Raw genomic sequence first — 21,264 nt, 5'->3', positions numbered from 1 at the left:
TAGACATAAAATGTTCACAATTTAAATCAACCAGTAAATCAAAGGAATCTATCTGCTTTATTGATTTTTGTAAGCGTTATCTTGTCCTGCGTGTTTCTCATTAATCCATTGTGAGGAGGCTGAACGCATGAAGATTGAAGAACTCCAGACTGTAGTTCCCACATCCAACATGGGCCCGTATGAACAAGCTTACAACAACTTTCAGTGGGAGGATGCAGAGCGTCATTTTACGTGGTATGAAACAGGCAAGGTAAATATGGCACATGAAGCCATTGATCGACATGTACAGGAAGGACGGGGTGAGAAAGCGGCACTATTGTATTGTGACGCAAACCGTCATGAAACCTACACCTTCTCTCAGCTTCGTGCTAGCTCTAACAGGTTCGGAAATGTGCTGCGCAAATACGGTATTGGTAAAGGGGAGCGGGTGTTTATTTTCATGCCACGTTCACCTGAGCTGGTTATTAGTTTACTTGGTGTTCTAAAGGTAGGGGCTGTTGTCGGTCCATTGTTTGAGGCGTTTATGGAAACTGCGGTTAAGGATCGATTGGAGGATAGTGGGGCAGTGGCATTAGTGACCACACCTGCGCTTCTGTCACGGGTAAAACGTGAGGAGCTTCCTGAGCTACGGCATATTTTTGTGGTTGGTGATATGGATGAACGCGAGCAGGGAATTATCGATTTTGAGACAGAAATGCTTACGTCCTCAGAGGAACTTGAGCCTGAATGGTTGGATCGTGAAGATGGATTAATTATTCACTATACATCAGGCTCAACAGGCAAGCCCAAAGGCGTGTATCATGTGCAAAATGCAATGATTCAGCATTACTATACTGGCAAAATGGTGCTGGATTTGCGGGAAGATGATGTGTATTGGTGTACTGCTGATCCTGGCTGGGTCACGGGAACGTCATACGGTATTTTTGCTCCATGGCTAAATGGAGCGACGAATGTCATTCGTGGGGGGCGTTTCAGCCCGGAAGACTGGTACCGTACGATTGAGCGTCACGAAGTGACCATATGGTATAGTGCTCCTACAGCGTTTCGGATGCTGATGAGCGCAGGGGAGCAGGTTGTTTCCAAATATGATCTCAGCAGTCTGCGGCATGTATTATCCGTTGGGGAACCGCTGAATCCCGAAGTGGTGCGATGGGGATGGCAAGTATATACACAGCGCATTCATGATACTTGGTGGATGACGGAAACAGGCGCACAGTTGATCTGTAATTACCCTGAGCTGCCGATTAAGCCGGGTTCGATGGGAAAGCCACTCCCAGGTATTCAAGCTGCTATTTTGGACGACAGAGGGCAGGTGTTGCCTCCTAACCGGATGGGTCACTTGGCGATCCGTACACCATGGCCATCCATGATGAATCGTATATGGAACAATCCGAACAAGTTTCAGGAATATTTCCGCTTTCCCGGTTGGTATGTATCGGGTGATTCGGCTTACATGGATGAGGACGGATATTTCTGGTTTCAGGGTAGGATTGATGATGTCATTAACTCCTCTGGAGAGCGAATCGGCCCTTTTGAGGTGGAAAGCAAGCTTCTGGAGCATCCTGCTGTAGCGGAAGCCGGAGTCATTGGAAAACCAGATACCGTGCGGGGAGAGATTATCAAAGCTTTTGTTGCACTGCGTGAAGGCTATGCACCGTCTGAAGCTTTACAGCAGGACATCTATCGCTTCGTTAAGGAAGGGCTGTCTGCCCATGCTGCTCCACGCGAAATTGAATTTAAGGAAAAGTTACCCAAAACCCGCTCTGGTAAAATTATGAGACGCGTGTTGAAAGCCTGGGAGCTTAACCTTCCTACAGGTGACTTATCTACCATAGAGGATTGAAGTACTGTGTATATTAGAATTAAAAAAAGGAGTCTCCAAAGCCCTAATGGCTAAGGGGACTCCTATCACTTTCTACTCTTGTCTTCAGTTATGGACGGACGGCTCCGGAAGGAGCCGATTCCCCCATGGCATTCATGGAAGTGACACGAAACCAGCCTTTTGGCTTTTTCTTCGACTTATATTCAAAGCTGGTAGATGCGGTAGAGCCTATATTTGTAAAAGGCTCCGCACCGCTTTCGCTGTAATACACGTTATAGCCTGTAATAGCGTCCGCCGACTTACCTGCGCTCCATTGGAGCGCTACGGATGAGCCTGCGGCTTTAGCTTGAGGCTGTCCAGGGGCAGTAGGGACCTCTGTAGGCTGCTCACCTGTTCCATCTCCCTCGCCCGGAACGTCTGGAGACTCAGAATCTGCAGGTGGCACTACAGGTGTTGCGCTTGCTTTCGTGCTTGGACCGGACTCATGGCCGCCCACATCAACGGCGGTCACGTAGTAGCTAGAGCTGCTGCCCCCAGGGCTGTCAGAGAACACCTTGGAGCTGTCAGCCATAACGACCTTGCCAAGCCGTTGGAAGCTCCCCCCATCTGTAGAACGATACAGACGGTATCCTACGACGTCGCTGTTTCCGCTTGGGCTAAAGCTGATTATGGCTTTACCATCACTATAGCTTACGTTGACGCTAGATGGAGCGTTAGGAGCTGCTCCATCGTCCTTGCGTGGATCAATCTGAGTAGGAGCTTCCTTATCTGCATCCTGAGGCAGATAGTAGGACAACGAATTATGTCGTCTCATCACCTTAAAGGCTTGCTGAAGCTCTTTAATCAATTCTGAGATTGACTTTTCCCGTTTCCTAACGGTCCGTTCATATAACATATCATCCGGTGTACCATCGCGTGGAATATAATTCACACCTTGGTAGGTAATATATTTCGCACGACTCACACCATTTTCACTGTTTTTAGGTGGATACTTACTGTTATAAATGTCCGAACCATATGCGGATGCTGTACGGCTTACAATGCCGTCAGGTCTCTTGAAGCTGTCCGTTTGGAACAGCTGAGCATCTTTAGCTGTTACTTCATTCATGATTAGAGCCCATAAGCGGCGAGCCCGCTCTTTTTGGACTTTCGTTTCAAGCTTATTGACAGGTTGCTTGTAACCAACCCATACACCCAGTGTGACGTCAGGCGTAAAGCCCTCGAACCAAACATCAGTGTAGGATTGCGTAGTGCCTGTCTTGCCGGCAATCGGAATCTTACCGGATTGGTCAAAGTTCCGCTTCACCAGTCTGCCTGTGCCCTCCGACACGGCTGTACGCAACATATCTGTCATCAGGTAGGCGGTTTGCGGTGAGAAGGCCTGCACAGGATTAGGCTGATGCTTGTATATAATATTGCCTTGCGAATCCACAATCTTTTCGATCATATAGGCGTCATTAAACACACCGCCATTTGGAATGGCTCCATATGCATTCGTAAGCTCCTCGACGGTCACCCCATGGGCCAAGCCGCCAAGTACACCCGTTTGGGCGTTGTTATCACTGGATTCCAAGGTGGTGATGCCCAGCTTCTTGGCAAAAGCCCAGGCTTTGCTGATCCCTACTTTTTCGTTAAACAGCTTGAGTGCTATCGTATTGAGCGATTGATTCAGTGCATAACGCGCCGTGACCAATCCTTGATAGCGGTTGTTAGAATTTTTCGGAATGTGATACCCATTACTGCCATCTTTCAAAATAATAGGGGCATCATCCACGATACTACCAGGCTGCACAAGACCGCTGTCCAATGCAGGGAGATAGGCAGCAATCGGTTTCATTGCCGAACCCGGCTGACGAACCATCTGGGTGGCATAATTCATCTGCTCCTTTTGGAAGTCCCGACCTTCCATCATTCCAAGAATGGCGCCTGTTTTATGCTGAATCAGAATAGCCGCTGCTTGTTCGTCACCCTTGGTTTTACTAGTGGCAGAGAAGTTATTCTTATTTTCTGCAATTTGACGCATAGATTTGTATACGCTCTTATCAATGGTGGTGTACACCATATAACCGCCTGTGCGAAGCTGCTGTTCAGCTTCTTTGAGCAAATCATTATCGTCCTTGGTTTTGGCATCTGCACTGGCATTAGCTGCTTGACCCGGATTGGTGACAGACATGAGTGCCTGCGCAGCTTGTCGTTCTGTTTCTATCATAAGATATGGATAGGTGTTATAAGCCTTAACAGTACGTGGTGCGAGAGATTTTTTGATATCAAAAGCCATCGCTTCATCATACTGTGCTTTATTGATTTTGTTCTCCTCCAGCATTCGACTGAGCACCAGGTGCTGGCGGTTGATGGCTCTTTTAAAGCCAGCTTCATTAAACTCACCCTTACCGTTGTAAGCAGAATAGGAAGAAGGAAGCTGTGGCAAACCTGCGAGATAGGCAGCCTGGGCTATATTAAGCTCGTTCAGATCATTCTCATTAAAGATACCTTTGGCCGCTGCTTTAATGCCAAAGACGTTGTAACCGCTTGAACCGTTACCAAAAGGTACTTTATTAAGATAGGCCGTAATAATTTGTTGCTTGCTTAGGAAGCGCTCAAGGCGCAGAGATAGCAAAATTTCTTTGACCTTGCGATCATCCGTGCGATCGAGATTTAGAAAGACACGACGCGCAAGCTGCTGGGTGAGGGTACTACCCCCGGTTTGTACGGATTCATGCAGCGCCTTTTGCTTCACAGCACGCAGTGTTCCCGATAGATCGACACCTTTATGCTCGTAAAAATGATTATCTTCAATGGCAATGACTGCGTCAATGACGAGTTGTGGAATCTCCTTAAACGTGACAGGTCTTCGATCTTCTTCTGTCCGGAGTTGTCCGATGGGAGAGCCATCATTGAAATAAGCGAAGCCTGTAATTGCATTCTTATCTACTTCCTGTAGGATCATGGATCTGGAACGCACGGGTTCGCTCTTTACAATAGAAGCAACATAGCCGGCGGCCGCTCCTCCTGCAAATAGTGCCCCCATAAAACCGATGATGACGACCCACTTTATGACACGGCCGAGCCTTCGCATGGTTGTCCGCAAGCGGGAAGGCTTTGGCTCTGATACATTGTTTTTTTCTTCAACCATTAAGTCTTCCTCCTTTATAACAGCCATTATTATAGCATAAAATTACAAAATGAACCCATATGCTAAAAAGCCTGTCTTTTGGTGTCGTTGACTACATAAAAGCAGTGTGTTATAAATAGGTCAAAGTAAATATCGTGAAAAGCAGAGAAAGACTTCAGTAGAAGGCGGATTCACGTTGTACAGAGAGCCGATGGGTGGTGTGAATCGGTAGCGTCCCTCCTTTGAATTACCGTCTGGAGCTGTCTGGATGAATGGAAAGCTTTTGCAGGTTTGCGAAGCACCATAGTAATCCAGTACCGGGTGTAGGCCCGTTATAGGAATGAAGTGAAAGAAATGTCTGTCTTTGACATACGTTTCTTTAATTAGGGTGGTAACGCGAGTAGCTCCTTCTCGTCCCTTGGGATGAAAGGGGCTTTTTGGTTTGTCTAATATGTAATATTTGGATGAAAAATAGGAGGTATACAGGATGAAGTGGGAAGAATTGAAGCCGGAGCAACAGGTAGAGGTAGAACGACAGCTAGAGGTGATACAGCGGGGTGTAGCGGAAATTGTACCGGAGGATGAGCTGAAGCGTAAGGTGATCAAATCGGTCGTTAGCGGCGAGCCGCTCAAAATTAAGCTGGGCCTTGATCCATCTGCTCCCGACATTCACATCGGACATACGGTTGTTATGCACAAACTGCGCCAGTTCCAGGAATTAGGCCATCAAGTACAACTGATTATCGGAGATTTTACAGGCAGAATTGGTGATCCGACAGGTAAATCGGAGACTCGTAAGCAACTGACTGAGGAAGATGTACAGCGCAATGCCCAAACATACAAGGAACAAATTTTTAAAATTCTCGATCCTGAAAAAACAAAGGTATTTTACAATTCCGAATGGTTAGGGCCAATGTCTTTTGCTGATGTAGTAACCCTGTCGGCCAAAGTAACGGTTGCCCGTATGTTGGAACGGGATGATTTTACAAAAAGGTACCAAAACGGATTGCCGATCAGCATCCATGAGTTCTTTTACCCGCTGATGCAGGGCATGGATTCCGTGGCTCTCCAAAGCGATATTGAATTAGGGGGAACGGATCAGAAGTTTAATCTTCTGATGGGTAGAACCCTGCAAAAAGAATACGGAGTTGAGCCACAGGCTACTATTACTTTACCATTGCTTGAAGGGCTGGATGGAGTTCAGAAGATGAGTAAAAGCTTGGGGAACTACATTGGTGTTGATGAGGAGCCGAACGAAATATACGGAAAATCCATGTCCGTTCCTGATGAGCTGATGCTGAAATATTTTGAGCTTGCAACGGATATCAACAACGAGGAGTTGGCAGAGCTGGCGAAAGGTGTTAAGGACGGCTCAGTGCATCCACGTGATGCCAAAATGAAGCTGGCTGGAACGTTAGTGCGCATGTACCATGGTGAAGAAGCAGAGGAAGCAGCGAAGCAGCATTTTGTGACCGTATTCCAGCAGCGCGCGCTGCCTGACGATATTGAAGAGTTCACCTTGACGGCTGATCAGTTAGAAGAAGGTGGCATTCGTGTGATCCAGTTGCTGACTCATCTGGGCTTTGCAGCATCTAACGGTGAAGCTAAGCGCAGTATTCAGCAGGGTTCGGTCAAAATTAACGAAGAGAAATGGACCGATGTGAACGAAGCATACACGCCGAAGGAAGGCGACATTGTGCAGGTAGGTAAACGGAAATTTGCTAAAATCAAGCTTGGATAATGAAAATATATTCAAAAGCAGCGCTGAGATTGTCTCGATCTCAGCGTTGCTTTTTTATTTCTGCCAAGTGAAAAGTCATGGTAAACTTAGCACAAATAATCAAACATCTAGGTGAAGAGTTATACATAATGAAAACGTGGGTTGCACAATTTGGGTGTAGGATCGATAATCAGAACAATTACGAGTGTGGGGAAGGATTATATGGACTATTTTAAACGAATTCAGTGTGCGATTGAGTTTATTGAATTGAATCTGCGGGAGGATCTAAAAATTGCCGAGATTGCTTCACAGGCATGCTTTTCAGCTTTTCATTTCCAGCGGGTTTTTCAGGCCATTTCGGGTTTTACGGTTCAACAGTATATAAGAAGGAGAAGATTGTCCGAGGCGGCTGAACAGCTAAAACAATCCAATCAAAAAGTGTTGGACATTGCTATTGAGTTTCAGTACAACTCGCAAGAAGCCTTTACCCGCGCTTTTGAAAAGAATTTTGGGATCACCCCTGGGAAATATCGTAACAGTGATATTGAGCTTCCTGGACAAAGCAAAATTAATTTTCTGGATTATCAAAAAAATACGAAGGGGGATTTGGATGTGAACAAGCCAGTGATATTGCAGCTCGAAACGACCAAAATTATAGGGTATGAATATAAAACAAATCTGAATAATGAGCAGCACTATAAAGAAATTCCAGGATTTTATGGGCACTTTGGAGCCAATGAATATTTTATGTGTATCCCGAACAAGATCGCACCGGGAATGTCATATGGGGTTGCCTGTCGATTTGAAGACAATGGTGCATTTTCATTTGTGGTGGGCGAGGCAGTTGAAAAAGAGTCAAATGAACTGGCAGAGGGTTTCATATATATGGAGATTCCAGCAGGGAAGTATGCTGAGTTTGACGCTTCGGGTTCAGATGGACGGGTTCAGAATATACGAGACTTTATCTATGGCACATGGCTTCCTAATTCTAATTTTGAACGGAGGGAGGGACCAGATTTTGAAATTACGGACGTGATGAATTCCTCCTATCCAGATCATTTGAGCATGAAAGTATACATCCCCATTGAATAAAACTCTCAGACTCGATCATAAGGAATATAAAAAAAGCACCCGAATTTATTCGGGTGCTTTTTGGTGCTAATGCAGGGATTAGCGGTTGTAGAATTCGACGATTTGTTTTTCATCGATATCTTGGGACAATTCGCCACGCTCAGGCAAACGAATGAATTTACCTTCCAGAGCTGCGTCATTGTACTCCAGGTAAGCTACCAAGTGGTTGCGGTTTTCCAAAGCTTCTTTGATGGAAGACAGGGAACGACTTCTTTCACGAAGACCGATCACGTCGCCAGGGCTTACTTGGTAAGAAGCGATGTCAACTTTTTTACCGTTCACAGTAACGTGACCGTGAGCTACCAATTGACGTGCGCCTGCACGGGAATTAGCAAAGCCAAGACGGAATACAAGGTTGTCCAGGCGGCTTTCCAGCAAGAACATAAAGTTTTCACCAGCGATACCGTGCATGTGTTGAGCTTTGTTGAACAGGGTACGGAATTGTTTTTCACCCAAGCCGTACATGTGACGCAACTTTTGTTTCTCTTGAAGCTGCATACCGTAGTTGCTGATTTTTCTCCGTTGGTTTGCACCATGTTGTCCCGGAGGGAAAGGGCGTTTCAATTCTTTACCTGTGCCGCTCAGGGAAATACCGAGACGACGGCTCAATTTAAATTTAGGACCAGTGTAACGTGCCATTATAGAGTTAACTCCTTCATAATTAAAATTTGAGTTGGGGCTCTCTTTGCGCTCCAATTTGTTCGGCGCTACCTATTAAGGTGAGACGCACTACTGACAGAAAAGTTCAGCCGCTGTCCTGTCAGCAACAAAAAAGATGAGGGTGACACAAACTGTTACGCCCAAAATTTAAGATCCGCACAGTAGATAGTTCTGCCGTACAGTCTTTTTCAATAATATATACTACATGTAAGAGTAGGTCAATGTCAAGAAGAGAAAAAGAATGAAAACGTCAAATTTTGTCGATAGGGCTTTAGAACTAAAAAAGTGGGACGAATTTCTGGAAAATGGATGCAAATTTCTAGAGTTGGGAGTAAAATAGATCATATTATGAGCTATAGTGGTGTATAGCCGCTGTCTTGGTACAGCTAATTTTGCTGTGAAGGAGCGCCTTAATATGTCGGAATTTTCAACAACGGATCAGCAAATGCTTGACAGTAAAACGGTCCAGGCTAGCGGTGCTCCGCTGTTTGATGATAAAGGATATACTTCTTTTGCCTGGCTCCAGAACATGGATATGACACCCTATGATTTCCCCTATATTAACCAGCTGCTTGTTCAAGGATATCGGAGTTGGTTACAACAGGGCAATGGTATATCCTGGATTAACGAAGAATATACTGCTGTTTTTAATTTTATAGGTGTTCGTGTTGCTGGTAAAAAAGAAGATGATGACGAGGATTTGGATTTGGTCGAACGTTGTTGCATATCTAGAGAGATGGAAGTGAGCCAGCGCAAACTTCGTGATGGAAGCCTTTCGTTTGTGTATATGGTTCCCATACTATGCCGTAATTACAAGAGCGAGCCCTTTGCCGCTCTTCGTTTTACACGGCCTGCTCAACATTCTGTCCCAAATCTGGACACATTGTTATCAGCTGCTTTACATTTTAAATCCTGCTTTTACACGAAGTTTGAGTACATATTTATGGAAGATGTCCTTGGGATGCGGAATCGAAGCGATCGTGAAGGTAGACGCCGTTCTATTTTATTTCAGATTGTAAAACGGATGCATGACAAAATTGACGTAGAAGGCGTGCTGGATGAGGTATTCGGGAGCATCGCCTATTTGTTTCCCCATGTAGATATCACCTTGTATATGAGTCAGGATCGACATAGTCGCAATCCGCAGGTCAAACCTTTACTGCTGCATGAACGGGACGAAGATGTATGCGTCCGTGCATTTATGAAAGGGCAAATGGCTGTGAATGAGCCTGTCGGTACACAAGATGAAATAACTGAAATCGGCATCCCATTACGTGGTAAGCAGGGCGTATACGGTGTTTTCCATATGATTCTTCCATCGGGCGCGGATAGTATGAAAAAAGTGGATGTAGAGCTGATTGCCATGATGGCGGATACGGCTGGCACCGCATTTGAAAATGCAAAGCTGCTTGAGCAATCGAATGTACTTATCCATGAATTGCGTCTCATTAATGAACTGGTTCAGCGCTTGAATCAGAGCCTGAAGTTAAATGAAATATTTGAATTTGCCGTGCAGGAGTTATTAAAAATGTTCATGGCGGACTTTTGTTGTATTGTACAGCTTGACCAGGATGGAAACTGTTTTAAGGTCATGTCGAGTAATGTGGAAAGCTTAAGACTGGAAAGTTACCCTCTTGAAGATGGATTTGCTGGACTAATACGCTTAACAGGGGAACCAGTGATTGTGTCGGACTATAGAAAGGATGGGAAGATATCCTCTCATTTTATGGATGCGACGCACTCCCAGTCTTTGATGGCTGTACCTATGAAGACCAGCGGTACTCCTAAAGGGGTTATACTATTGTCCAGCAAGCTTCCGCACTTTTTCTCTTACGATAATTACAAAATGTTGCAAATGCTAGCCCCTCATATCGGGTTGGCGGTAACCAATGCTATGCTGCACGCTGAGGTGCGGCGGTTGGCTAATATGGATATGTTAACAGGTCTGTATGTACGTCATTATGTGGACCAAATCATTCAGCAACATCAGGAAAAGGATTTCTGTGGATCTCTTATTTTGGTAGATATTGATCAATTCAAACAGGTGAATGATACGCATGGGCATCAGACGGGTGACGAAATTTTGAAAAGCGTCAGCAATATCGTTCGTTCGGCGACTCGCGATGAGGATGTATGTGCGAGATGGGGCGGCGAGGAGCTTGCCATTTATTTACCGCAGCTGGGGGTACAGCAAGCGCTCGGATATGCAGAAAAAATACGTTACCGCGTACAGCATGAAACTGAGCCTCAGGTGACTGTTTCTTGCGGGATTGCTGAATGGAACTGGCTGGACGAGCAGATCAGTATTGAATCTTTATTTTATAGGGCTGATATGGCCTTGTACGAAGCGAAAAATGAAGGACGCAATCGAATAGTTGTTGATCATGTAGCCAATGTGTAGAGAATATTCCTTAGGGAATGTTCTCTTTTTGTCTTGCATAACCCTTTGCAGACAGGTAATCCTAAACGCAGCTATATCGTGTGTATGATTGAACTATAGGGATAACGCGATGAAGTGAACCAGGTAGCATAACTGGCTTGAAGCAGGATTATTGCTCATGAGTACAGTTATGTTCAGGATAGGACGGATGATGGGATGCATTGGAAAAAGCAATGGATGATGAAGGTTTGTGGTGTGTTGCTTGTAATAGGTGTGTTAAGTGGTTGTGCACTGGATCGACAATATACGCCTGAGCAGATTTTTAAGAGAGCTGTTGCAGGAATGGCTGGCAAAGAGATGGTAACGTTTACTGGACGGACTGCAATTAGAGCAGACAGTGGTCTGCCAACGAATAAGCAGTTTGAATATCGCGGTAGGCTAAGAAATCACGATGAATTGACCATGCACTGGGGTTCTGCAGAGGCTTTCCGTAAGCAAGGTGGCTACACAGCTCTGAAACAAGGTAAGTCCGAGCATGATGTTACACAGGAACGTTTTATTCGTCAGAGTGGGAAATGGGTTTCGCTGACATCCGGTTATCCTCCTGTGGTTGGAAATGGTATGTTAAATCGCTTCAATCCGATTCAGGAGCTTGAGGAATTAAATACACTGAATAAGAGCATTCGTATGGAAACGGGAGCTGCCCGGGGAACTTGGGTGTTGAGGATTGAACCGGAATCTGCTTCGGCAAAGCGCTGGTTGAAAGATCGTTTAATAAAAGAAATGAATACGTTAAACCCTCAAATCGTGATATTAAAAACGCAGCAGACAGGAACGAATCGAGAGCTGCGAAAGAAGCTGAGCCAAATATGGGCGCAAAGTTGTGAGGATATGAATAACCAGCTGGAGCAATCCATTGTGCATACGGTGTATCATTTGACCATAGATCGCCAAACAGGTTTACCCTTAAAGCTTTCATCCGAATGCCAGATTACCCGACAGGGAGAAAATGAAGATCTGCATCAAGAGGCTTTGATAACCAGAGTTACTTTTGAGGACTACAAGTAACGTGGCGGGCGTGATACAATGGACTTTGAATTAACCATTGTTCAAAAAGAATGAAATAGAGAAGGAGAGACACTACATGAAAGATCCTAGAATACTTAAGCTGGCGGAAAATTTAGTAGGTTACTCTGTTGAAGTGCAGCCTGGAGAAAATGTATTAGTCGAAATGATTGGTACAGAGCGCGACTTACTTAACGCCATCATTCATGAAGTTGGTAAAAAAGGTGGAAATGTTTTTGTACAACTTACAGACCGTAAGGTACAGAGCGCCATGCTTCGTCACGCGACAAAGGAGATGCTGGAGACCTGGGCTGAGATTGACCTTAACCGGATGAAGCAAATGCACTGCTATATCGGAATTCGTGCAGGTGAAAATGTAAATGATTTGTCAGATGTGCCGGAAGATAAAATGAAATTGTATAATTCCATTTATCAGCATGCGGTACATAGCGAACAACGGGTGAAACACACCAAATGGGTAGTGCTGCGTTATCCGAATGACAGCATGGCTCAATTGGCGAATATCAGCACAGAAGCGTTCGAAGATTTTTATTTCGATGTGTGTAATCTGGATTATGCAAAAATGGACAAAGCTCAAGATGCATTGGCAGACCTGATGAATCGGACGGACAAGGTACGGATTAGTGGACCGGGTACGGATTTGAATTTCTCTATTAAGCAAATTGGAGCTATCAAGTGTTCAGGTCAATGTAATATCCCGGATGGCGAAGTATACAGCGCGCCTGTACGTGATTCCGTTAACGGAACGATCAGCTACAATGCACAAACCCTGTATAATGGCATTACTTTTGAAAATGTTAAATTCCGTTTTGAAAATGGTAAGATCGTGGAAGCAACGAGTAACGATACGAAGCGGCTGAATGATATTCTCGATTCTGACGAGGGAGCACGTTATATTGGCGAGTTTGCCATCGGGTTTAATCCGCACATCTTACATCCAATGAAGGATATTTTGTTTGACGAGAAAATCGCCGGCAGCTTACATTTTACACCGGGTCAAGCTTATGAAACAGCGGATAACGGTAATCGTTCATCGATCCACTGGGATTTGGTGTTGATTCAGCGTCCAGAATATGGCGGTGGTGAAATTTATTTTGACGATGTTTTGATTCGTAAAGATGGCATCTTTGTACTGCCTGAGCTGGAGCCATTAAACCCTGAAAATTTAAAATAACGATATCCGTTCTTGCTGAGAAAGCGATTTCAATGTATCATTATGGATGAGTAACGATACATGACAATTCAGTAAAGCGAGGGATTTCTATGTCCAATAATAACGCGGCGGTTGTTGAAATTGCACAGACGGCGAGCAAGTTCACCTCTTCCATCGTCCTTCATTCCGAAAATAAGTATATTGATGTGAAAAGTATACTGGGCTTGTTTACGACCCTAGTCAGCAGCCATAGCTATGAACTACACGTTCATGGACCAGATGCGGAGGAAGCCAAGAAAGCGATCATCGAGGTGTTCGAGAAGCACGGACTTCATATTTCAGTAGCCAGCTAACTTTATTCTTGAAGCAAAAGCATCCCTACCTGTAACTGTAGGGATGCTTTTTTTGTCAGGTTCTTGTATTAGCCTGCAATTTGGTCTAATATTAAGGATAGGACGTCTTGTGCGACATTGAGACATAGGGGGGAAGAATCCATGACTTCATCTGATTTGCAGGAACAATTGAATATCAAGGCTATTAATCTGCTTCAGGAAGATGCAGATAAAATAAAGAAGCTTATTGAAGTACAGATGGAGAATCTGGCAACCCGTTATTGCCCTCTCTATGAGGAAGTGCTGGATACTCAGATGTACGGATTTTCCAAGGAAGTGGATTTTGCGGTTCGCGCTGGACTTCTTCCGGAAATGGTAGGTAAACAGCTGGTCAGTGAGCTGGAACGCAATCTGGCTATTCTATATGAGGCCATGAATAATAAGGCCAATTAGGAAGACGGTTGAATTGATGAGAGCATGCGGAGCTTGAGAGCATGCTTTTTTTGATGCCTTTTTTTAAAAAAATGTTCTTTTAGGATGGTAAAAGCGCATCCCCTTCCACCATCCTAATGAACATTTTAAAACCTTAAAAAGCTACACAAGAAAGAAGGATACACCTAACAATACATACACTACCAATAGCATGAGCCCCTCATACCAGTTGGTTGAGCCGTCTTGGGTGATGGATTTGGCGATAAATACAGCGACAGCAATGGCGACCAGCTCAATAGTAGTGAAAACAATATTCATCGTGTTTCCCATAAAGTAACTGACAAATATCAGCACAGGGGCAACAAATAGCGCAATTTGCAAACTGCTGCCGACAGCTATTTCAACCGATGCACCGATTTTATTCTTCATCGCCAGTAAAATAGCAGCGCTGTGTTCGGCTGCATTACCAATAATAGCGACGAGGAAGGCACCTACGAACAATTCGCTGAGCCCAAATTGGGTCGTAAACACCTCCAGCGTACCTACCAGCCATTCGCTGACAAAAGCGACCATGACGGTAGCAAGTATCAAATAGGCAATGGATTTGTTTCTGGACCATACAGGGGCATGCTCATGTGGTAATTCTTCATCTTTTTGTTCGGTCACATCAGATAAATAGTCCTTATGCGTAATCATAGAAAAAATAAGCCACGCAATATACGCGACAATGAGCGTGCCTGCGACAATGAGGCTGAGCGTATCTGATTCGCTATCCGTGATAACGTGTGTGTTCAAAAAGACAGCTGGAACGAACAAGGCAATAACAGCCACAATCATCAGAGAACCACTTAATCCAGCCAGCGATATATTGAAATTTTGTACTTTGTACTTTAAACCGCCAGCGAACAGACTTGCTCCTAGCACCAACAGCAGATTGCCGATGATAGAACCGGTAAGACTGGCCTTTACCATATCGTAAAGACCTTCTTTAACAAGAAAGATGGCGATGATCAGTTCGGCTGCGTTACCAAAGGTGGCATTTAAGAATCCACCTAAACGTTGGCCAGCATAATGCGCGACGCTTTCGGTCGCCCTGCCGAGGAAACCGGCTACGAATACAACAGAAATTGCACAAATGACAAATTGGGCTATAGCGTTCCAATGCGTGTAATGAGCGACTGCGCTAAGAGCAAATGTCGCTATAAGCAAAGCGGGAGATAACCATTTTTTCAATGAAGAGCACCTCGATATCAATAAATGTGTACAAGTTTGGTGAAAGCTGTCACTTCAGCATTTTGCATAATTCGATTCCCATCGCACATAAGTACAATATATAGACGAACTAAAGCGTTTCGATCTATATATTGCTGATTGGAAAACACTCTTGGGGTTTATGCAAAATGCTCACTTGTATGGATTTTCTAAATTAATATACCCAAAATGATATAGGTTGTAAACGAAAGTTGTTTTTCATACGTAGGGTTTGCATTTGGAGTGGCTGAGGCTTTACAATACAAATAAAGGATGGATGAAGGGGGACATAGGTCATGGCAGAGCAAATTCAACAACTGGAAGCAGGAAACATCAAGATTTCCAACGATGTCGTGGGTAAAATTGCCGGGATGGCCGCATTAGAGACACCGGGCATTGCTGCAATGTCAGGCGGTTTATCGGAAGGCTGGGCCAAAAGGCTGAGCGGTAAAAATGTGCAAAAAGGCGTATCAGTGGAGGTTGGACAGCTGGAAGCTGCCATTGATCTACGTATTATCGTACTCTACGAAACACCTATTCATGAGGTGTCCCGAATTCTTCAGCAAAATGTACGAGAAGCCGTCGAAAGTATGACAGGTTTGCGGGTCGTGGAAGTGAACGTAAAAGTGGAAGGTGTCGCGTTCAAGGACGACGCAGTGTAATAGAATCAAGGACCGATAATTCTACATTTTTAACCAATTGTATACATGCCGGGAATTCCGTAGGATAACCCGAATAAAAACACGAAAACTGGTGGTTATAGAATCGCCAGTTTTCGTTTTATGAATCAACAGCATAGCCATTTTTGCAGAAGGTTTCCGTATTTTTATACATAACCAAAAGAACTTCCAAAGCCACCGTTGTAAGTGGTCCTTGGAAGTTCTTTTTTTAGCGAAAACGGTTGGTTCTACGAGTTTGAAAGCGATTGGGTACTTCATTACGGACAGCTACCCCTGTGGTGCGTTCCTGCACCGCTTGTTTGGTGTTCTCACGAGAAATACTGAGCATAATGCCCATCGAAAACATCATGACAAGCAAGGAGGAGCCACCAAAGCTGATAAATGGAAGCGTTACGCCAGTGATTGGAATTGTTTGGGTTACACCGCCGATGTTAATGAAGGCCTGAATGGCGATCAAACCCATGATACCGGTGCCTACCAACGTTCCGAACGGATCATGGCAACGCAGAGCAATGATCATGCCTCGCCAAATGAAATACAAATATAGCATCAGGAATATGGCTGTTCCGATAAATCCGAATTCTTCACCAATTACAGAAAAGATAAAATCATTAAATGAATTAGGAAGATAGTGAAGCTTGATAATACCTTTACCAAATCCTGACCCGTTTAAGCCGCCTTCACCTATAGCTTGCAAGGACTGTACCAGATTGTATCCCGTTCCTTGTCTATATTTCTCGGGATTAAGAAAGGCCTGAAAGCGTCCGATTTTGTAATCTTGCTTGGCAGCAGCTTGTCCATCTGTGGTTCCAGAATCTCCTCCAAACAACGACCCAATACCAAATACAATGGAGGCGCCTAGCACGAGCAGAACAATTGATGCTGTAATATGCTTGACACTGGCTCCCCCGGCATAAATAATCAGACCACTCGTAGCAACCAAAATGAAGCAGGAGCCTAAATCAGGTTGAAGCATGATGAGTCCTGCAACACAGCCTACAATGACGGTTACAGGTATGTAGCCAGTCCGCAGATCTCTAAAGCGATCTCCTTTTTTGACAATCAGTGCAGATAAGTAAAGAATGATGGAAATTTTCGCAAGCTCCGTTGGCTGGAAGCCAACACTACCAAACCTGAGCCAGCTTTTTGCGCCGTTAAGTGAGCCTGTAAAAAGAACGATGATTAGCAGTAATATAGTTATGAAAAATAAGGGTACAAAAAGCTTTTTATATTTTTCCATCTTAATATTCATAGCTACCAACATAATAAAAAGTCCAAGTACAGCAAATGCAGATTGGCGCTTCACAAAATATAAAGAGTCAAAATTGTATTCTTTATTCAGCAAAGCTACGCTGGAGCTGGAGCTAAATACCATAATTACACCGAATCCAACCAGTAACAAAGTGAGGATCAGCAATTGGAAATCCGGTGTGCCTCTTCTTCGAGTCTCCGGCTTCGTATTTCTCATATCAGCTTCCCCCGGTATTCGCCACAAGGTATATTCCTCGCAGACGGTTATCATTTTATCGTTTACCCATTTTATCATATTATGTTTGATGGGCTTCTGCAACCTCCCTGGAGCAACAGATATCACAACAATTCCATATCTGCTACAATAGGATAAAAATGAAGACTTGAGAGCAGCGGTGCATACGTGGTGACGCTGCATGATGAATCGGGAACTTGCCCGGTGCTTTAAAAGGAGAGGTGGAGCATTATGACACAACATGCGATAGACAAGACCTGGTTTGACCAGTTGCAAGAAAATATGGTGGAGTGGCGTAGACATTTACATAAGAATCCCGAAATTTCCTTTCAGGAAAGCAAAACCGCAGCTTTTGTAGCGGATAAGTTGGAGAGTTGGGGAATCGAGATTCGCCGTCAGGTAGGGGGACACGGTGTTGTAGGCACCATTCGTGGTGCTAAACCCGGGCCTGTCGTCCTGCTGCGTGCCGATATGGATGCTCTTCCTATTCAGGATGAAAAGGAATGTGAATATCGCTCCAACGTAGACGGAGCCATGCATGCTTGCGGCCATGATGGACATACATCCGCGCTACTTGGAACGGCTTACTATTTCAGTCTGAATCGGGACGAGCTGCAAGGAGAAATTCGGTTGTTGTTCCAACCTGCGGAGGAATTGCTGCCTGGCGGAGCGGTCAGTGTAATAAAGGATGGTATATTGGAAGGTGTGGACGTCATTTATGGTATCCATTTATGGACACCTTTTCCTGTCGGAACGGCTGGGAGTTGTGCAGGGCCGCTGATGGCGGCGGCAGATGATTTTTATATTGAAATCACAGGTAAGGGTGGGCATGGTGGGATGCCTCAGTCCACTAATGATAGTGTCGTGGCGGGCTCAGCTCTTGTCATGCAATTGCAAAGTGTCGTAAGTCGTTCAGTCGACCCATTACGACCTGCCGTGCTGACGGTGGGAACCATCCAAGGGGGCTCTGCGCAAAATGTGATCGCAGAAACGTGTCGCTTGAGTGGAACGATTCGTACGTTTGATGAGGAGACACGAACGGTGATGAAGGAGCGACTGCATGAGGTAACAGAGCTCACAGCCGCAACATACGGTACAACAGCACAGGTTCGCTATATTATGGGATACCCACCAGTTGTCAATGACGCACATGAAGCATCTCGTTTCTTTAATGAAGCAAAATCTGTTTTCGGCAAGGAGAATGTACAGGAAGCGTCGAAGCTGATGCCTGCTGAAGATTTTGCGTATTATTTGGAACGTGTGCCAGGTTGCTTCATGTTCGTAGGAGCGGGTAACCCAGCTAAAGGAGCGGTTTATCCACACCATCATCCTAAATTTGACTTTGATGAGGATGCTATGATTAACGCGGTTCGGTTGTTTATTGCGATGTCTACGGGATACGCTGCGGAACGAAAAGCAGGGGCAATTAAGGGCTAAAATGAGTTGAATTGGGAACGGTTCAATCTGGAGTATGAGCTGAATGAAATGGGGTACCCTACTCTTGAAAAGGAGGGAGTACCCATGAAAAAGGTTCAGGAAGTTATGACTAAAGAATGCGTAACGGTTACCCCGCAGGACAATATTTATGAAATTGCGGTCAAAATGAAGGACAATGATACTGGTTTTATTCCGGTTGTGGAAAGCGAAGGCAGTGATAAGTTGATCGGCGTAGTAACGGACCGTGATCTTGTCGTTCGCGGTTATGCGGCTAAAAATTCGGGTTCGGGTTCAGTCGATACGGTTATGACGACAGGTATTCGTACAGCCAGTGCGGACATGTCGGTGGACCAAGCAGCTGAACTGATGGCGGAGCAGCAAATCCGTCGGTTGCCTGTGACGGAAGGAGACCGTCTGATCGGGATTGTCTCAATCGGGGATTTGGCTGTTCGTAATATTTTTGCAGACAACGCTGGAGAGGCGCTTAGTCATATTTCCGAGCAGGTCCACTAGAAGAATAATTAAGGTAGGCATTTGTTGGGGGGGCTTAACCCCGGGCGTTAAATCAGGAGTTCAACCCGAATATGGGTTGGACTCCTTGCTATTCTGGTTGATATTCGAATAAACGGATAAGCTATTTATTATATAACTGAATCAATTTCATAATACCTTTAGCTGCTTCAATCAAAACTAGATATAGATCAAAATGATTCGATTTGTCTGTATCTAATTACAACCACCAAACTTTAATGAGTTATGAAATTGATTCAACTTTAAAATGATGTATTGTTAGATTATCAGGAGGTAGTCATGAATCCAGATCATCCTTGTATTGTACAACGTGATTTTACCGTTCTGCTGGAAATGGGCTTGCCCGGTTCGGAATGGGCTCGTTCACAGTTGCAGATTTATGCGGAGCTGGTTAAAAGTCCGTCCGCTTTTCATACATACCACATCACTCCACTGTCTTTGTGGAATGCAGCTGCCCTCGGATGGAGTGCTGAGGACATTCAAAATAGTTTGTATTCCATGTCCCGTTGGGATATTCCACGTGATTTGTTGAATGATATTGAACAGCTCGTTTCTCGTTATGGGACGTTGACGCTTTCACGAGGTACGAAAGAAGACGGAGGTATAAAGACAGGGAAAGCCAACAGCTATACAATAGGTGATCACTTGATCTTGGCAGCAGAGACCCCCGCTTTACTGGATGAGCTACTGACCAAGCAAGAGCTAAAACAGCTTGGTTTACTTCGCGTTGATGAGGAAAGCGCATCGGTCCCGCCCGAAAATCGGGGCTTGCTCAAGCAGGAATTAACTCGCTTGGGATATCCCGTTGTGGATACGGCAGGCTATCTTGAAGGGAATCAGCTTAGTTTTACCTTGGGAAAGGGACAAACGAAGTTGCAGCTTCGTGATTATCAAGTAAAGGCCGCTGATGCGTTTGAAGGAGCGGACGGCTTAGGGGGTAGTGGTGTACTGGTGCTTCCATGCGGAGCTGGAAAAACAGTGATAGGCATGGCGGTGATGAATCGGCTTCAGTGTGAAGTGCTTATTCTAACATCTAATACTACTTCTGTACGGCAATGGGTAGAAGAATTAAAGCAAAAGACGGATATTTCTGCCGATTCCATCGGGGAATATAGTGGTCAGAAAAAAGAAGTGCGCCCGATTACGGTGGCAACATACCAAATTTTGACACACCGTCGCACCAAGGATGGGGATTTTGAGCATATGAAACTGCTGAGTGAGCGGAAGTGGGGACTCATTATATATGATGAGGTTCATTTGCTGCCCGCGCCAGTATTCCGGGCGACGGCTGACATTCAGGCTACCCGTCGTTTGGGGTTAACGGCCACGCTGGTTCGAGAGGATGGTTGTGAACGGGATGTGTTCTCTTTAATTGGGCCCAAACGGTATGATATGCCATGGAAGGAGCTGGAGCGACAGGGCTGGATCGCTCAGGTCGATTGTGTGGAGTTGCGGCTTCCAATGACAGCTGAACTTTTGGAGCGCAGTATGCGTGCTGAGGGCAGACAGCAGTACCGAATTGCAGCCGAAAATCCGATCAAACTGGAGGCGGTGCGTAGCCTGATGCAGCAGCACAGTGGTTTGCCCACGCTCATTATTGGTCAATATTTGGACCAGTTGCGTACATTGGCTCAGGAGCTCGGTGTCCCACTGATTACGGGTTCAATGAGCCAGACGGAGCGGGTACGTTGGTTTGATGCATTCCGCAAGGGTGCAATTCGGACCCTATTGGTGTCCAAGGTTGCAAACTTTGCGGTGGATCTGCCGGATGCAGCAGTAGCCATAGAGGTATCGGGCAGCTTTGGCTCTCGCCAGGAAGAAGCGCAGCGACTGGGACGCATTTTGCGACCAAAGTCAGGCGAGAATAAAGCTTATTTTTATGCTCTAGTGACGGAGAATAGCAAGGAGATGGATTTTGCAGCTCGTCGTCAGCTGTTCCTGATTGAGCAAGGCTATGAATATGCGGTTCGCAGATTTAGTGTGACAGAGGCTATTGGAAGCAGGGATGCTAAGTCTGGAGATCGTGGAAAGAAAAAGGAGGCCTAATCAAG

The 21,264-nt window shown here is 45.1% G+C and carries 16 protein-coding genes and 1 other annotated feature; of the genes, 12 read left to right on the top strand and 4 right to left on the bottom strand.

Features of this window, described 5'->3' with window-relative positions:
• Window positions 1-127: 127 nt before the first annotated feature.
• Window positions 128-1,843, top strand: a complete 1,716-nt coding sequence (gene acsA / locus MKX46_RS05530; protein WP_209949561.1) for an acetate--CoA ligase — start codon at window positions 128-130, stop codon at window positions 1,841-1,843.
• An 88-nt stretch (window positions 1,844-1,931) separates the two neighbouring features.
• On the opposite strand, the gene MKX46_RS05525 is transcribed toward acsA, so the two are convergent.
• Window positions 1,932-4,955: a penicillin-binding protein 1A gene (locus MKX46_RS05525; RefSeq protein ID WP_209949563.1), complete on the bottom strand. Its 3,024-nt coding sequence runs from the start codon at window positions 4,953-4,955 to the stop codon at window positions 1,932-1,934.
• A 135-nt stretch (window positions 4,956-5,090) separates the two neighbouring features.
• Window positions 5,091-5,356, top strand: a binding site (T-box leader).
• 65 nt (window positions 5,357-5,421) lie between these two features.
• On the opposite strand from MKX46_RS05525, the gene tyrS reads away from it, so the two are divergent.
• Together tyrS and MKX46_RS05515 are read left to right on the top strand one after the other, a co-directional pair.
• Entirely contained in the window at window positions 5,422-6,675 is a 1,254-nt protein-coding gene (tyrS, locus tag MKX46_RS05520) for a tyrosine--tRNA ligase (RefSeq protein WP_013310921.1), read from the top strand.
• Between the two features lie 201 nt (window positions 6,676-6,876).
• Complete coding sequence (locus tag MKX46_RS05515) at window positions 6,877-7,746, top strand: AraC family transcriptional regulator (RefSeq protein WP_341070977.1); 870 nt, start codon at window positions 6,877-6,879, stop codon at window positions 7,744-7,746.
• A 78-nt stretch (window positions 7,747-7,824) separates the two neighbouring features.
• Here the strand turns inward: MKX46_RS05515 and rpsD are convergent, their stop codons facing one another.
• A complete protein-coding gene (gene rpsD, locus MKX46_RS05510; RefSeq protein ID WP_013310919.1) occupies window positions 7,825-8,424 on the bottom strand; it encodes a 30S ribosomal protein S4 in 600 nt (199 codons plus the stop codon).
• A 436-nt stretch (window positions 8,425-8,860) separates the two neighbouring features.
• Here rpsD and MKX46_RS05505 point away from each other — a divergent pair, with 436 nt between their 5' ends.
• The 5 genes from MKX46_RS05505 (at window position 8,861) to MKX46_RS05485 (ending at window position 13,849) form a co-directional block, all read left to right on the top strand.
• Complete coding sequence (locus MKX46_RS05505) at window positions 8,861-10,846, top strand: sensor domain-containing diguanylate cyclase (RefSeq protein WP_029517646.1); 1,986 nt, start codon at window positions 8,861-8,863, stop codon at window positions 10,844-10,846.
• 195 nt (window positions 10,847-11,041) lie between these two features.
• Window positions 11,042-11,893, top strand: coding sequence for a hypothetical protein (locus MKX46_RS05500; RefSeq protein WP_165150258.1), 852 nt, complete (start codon window positions 11,042-11,044; stop codon window positions 11,891-11,893).
• Window positions 11,894-11,969: 76 nt separating this feature from the next.
• Entirely contained in the window at window positions 11,970-13,085 is a 1,116-nt protein-coding gene (locus MKX46_RS05495) for an aminopeptidase (protein WP_341070976.1), read from the top strand.
• Between the two features lie 89 nt (window positions 13,086-13,174).
• Entirely contained in the window at window positions 13,175-13,417 is a 243-nt protein-coding gene (locus MKX46_RS05490; protein WP_013310915.1) for an HPr family phosphocarrier protein, read from the top strand.
• Between the two features lie 141 nt (window positions 13,418-13,558).
• The gene (locus MKX46_RS05485) at window positions 13,559-13,849 is read left to right on the top strand and encodes a YlaN family protein (RefSeq protein ID WP_007431028.1); all 291 of its coding nucleotides are present in this window, start codon (window positions 13,559-13,561) and stop codon (window positions 13,847-13,849) included.
• A 141-nt stretch (window positions 13,850-13,990) separates the two neighbouring features.
• On the opposite strand, the gene cax is transcribed toward MKX46_RS05485, so the two are convergent.
• Complete coding sequence (gene cax, locus MKX46_RS05480) at window positions 13,991-15,061, bottom strand: calcium/proton exchanger (protein ID WP_029517643.1); 1,071 nt, start codon at window positions 15,059-15,061, stop codon at window positions 13,991-13,993.
• A gap of 314 nt (window positions 15,062-15,375) precedes the next feature.
• On the opposite strand from cax, the gene MKX46_RS05475 reads away from it, so the two are divergent.
• The gene (locus MKX46_RS05475) at window positions 15,376-15,741 is read left to right on the top strand and encodes an Asp23/Gls24 family envelope stress response protein (protein WP_013310912.1); all 366 of its coding nucleotides are present in this window, start codon (window positions 15,376-15,378) and stop codon (window positions 15,739-15,741) included.
• A 226-nt stretch (window positions 15,742-15,967) separates the two neighbouring features.
• Here MKX46_RS05475 and ftsW read toward each other — a convergent pair whose 3' ends face one another.
• Window positions 15,968-17,227 (bottom strand): putative lipid II flippase FtsW, encoded by a 1,260-nt coding sequence (ftsW, locus tag MKX46_RS05470; RefSeq protein WP_029517642.1) that lies wholly within the window; start codon window positions 17,225-17,227, stop codon window positions 15,968-15,970.
• A 249-nt stretch (window positions 17,228-17,476) separates the two neighbouring features.
• Here ftsW and MKX46_RS05465 point away from each other — a divergent pair, with 249 nt between their 5' ends.
• The 3 genes from MKX46_RS05465 (at window position 17,477) to MKX46_RS05455 (ending at window position 21,259) form a co-directional block, all read left to right on the top strand.
• A complete protein-coding gene (locus MKX46_RS05465; RefSeq protein WP_029517641.1) occupies window positions 17,477-18,682 on the top strand; it encodes a M20 family metallopeptidase in 1,206 nt (401 codons plus the stop codon).
• A gap of 84 nt (window positions 18,683-18,766) precedes the next feature.
• Window positions 18,767-19,195 carry a CBS domain-containing protein gene (locus MKX46_RS05460; protein WP_029517640.1) on the top strand — a complete coding sequence of 143 codons (429 nt, stop codon included), beginning with the start codon at window positions 18,767-18,769 and terminating at the stop codon, window positions 19,193-19,195.
• A 297-nt stretch (window positions 19,196-19,492) separates the two neighbouring features.
• Entirely contained in the window at window positions 19,493-21,259 is a 1,767-nt protein-coding gene (locus tag MKX46_RS05455; RefSeq protein WP_029517639.1) for a DNA repair helicase XPB, read from the top strand.
• The last annotated feature ends 5 nt before the right edge of the window (window positions 21,260-21,264 follow it).

Origin of the sequence: Paenibacillus sp. FSL P4-0113 (assembly GCF_038009305.1) — a bacterium.
GTDB lineage: Bacteria > Bacillota > Bacilli > Paenibacillales > Paenibacillaceae > Paenibacillus > Paenibacillus polymyxa_D.
The sequence above is the reverse complement of the archived record's forward strand: the minus strand, read 5'-3'. Positions and strand labels throughout refer to the sequence as shown.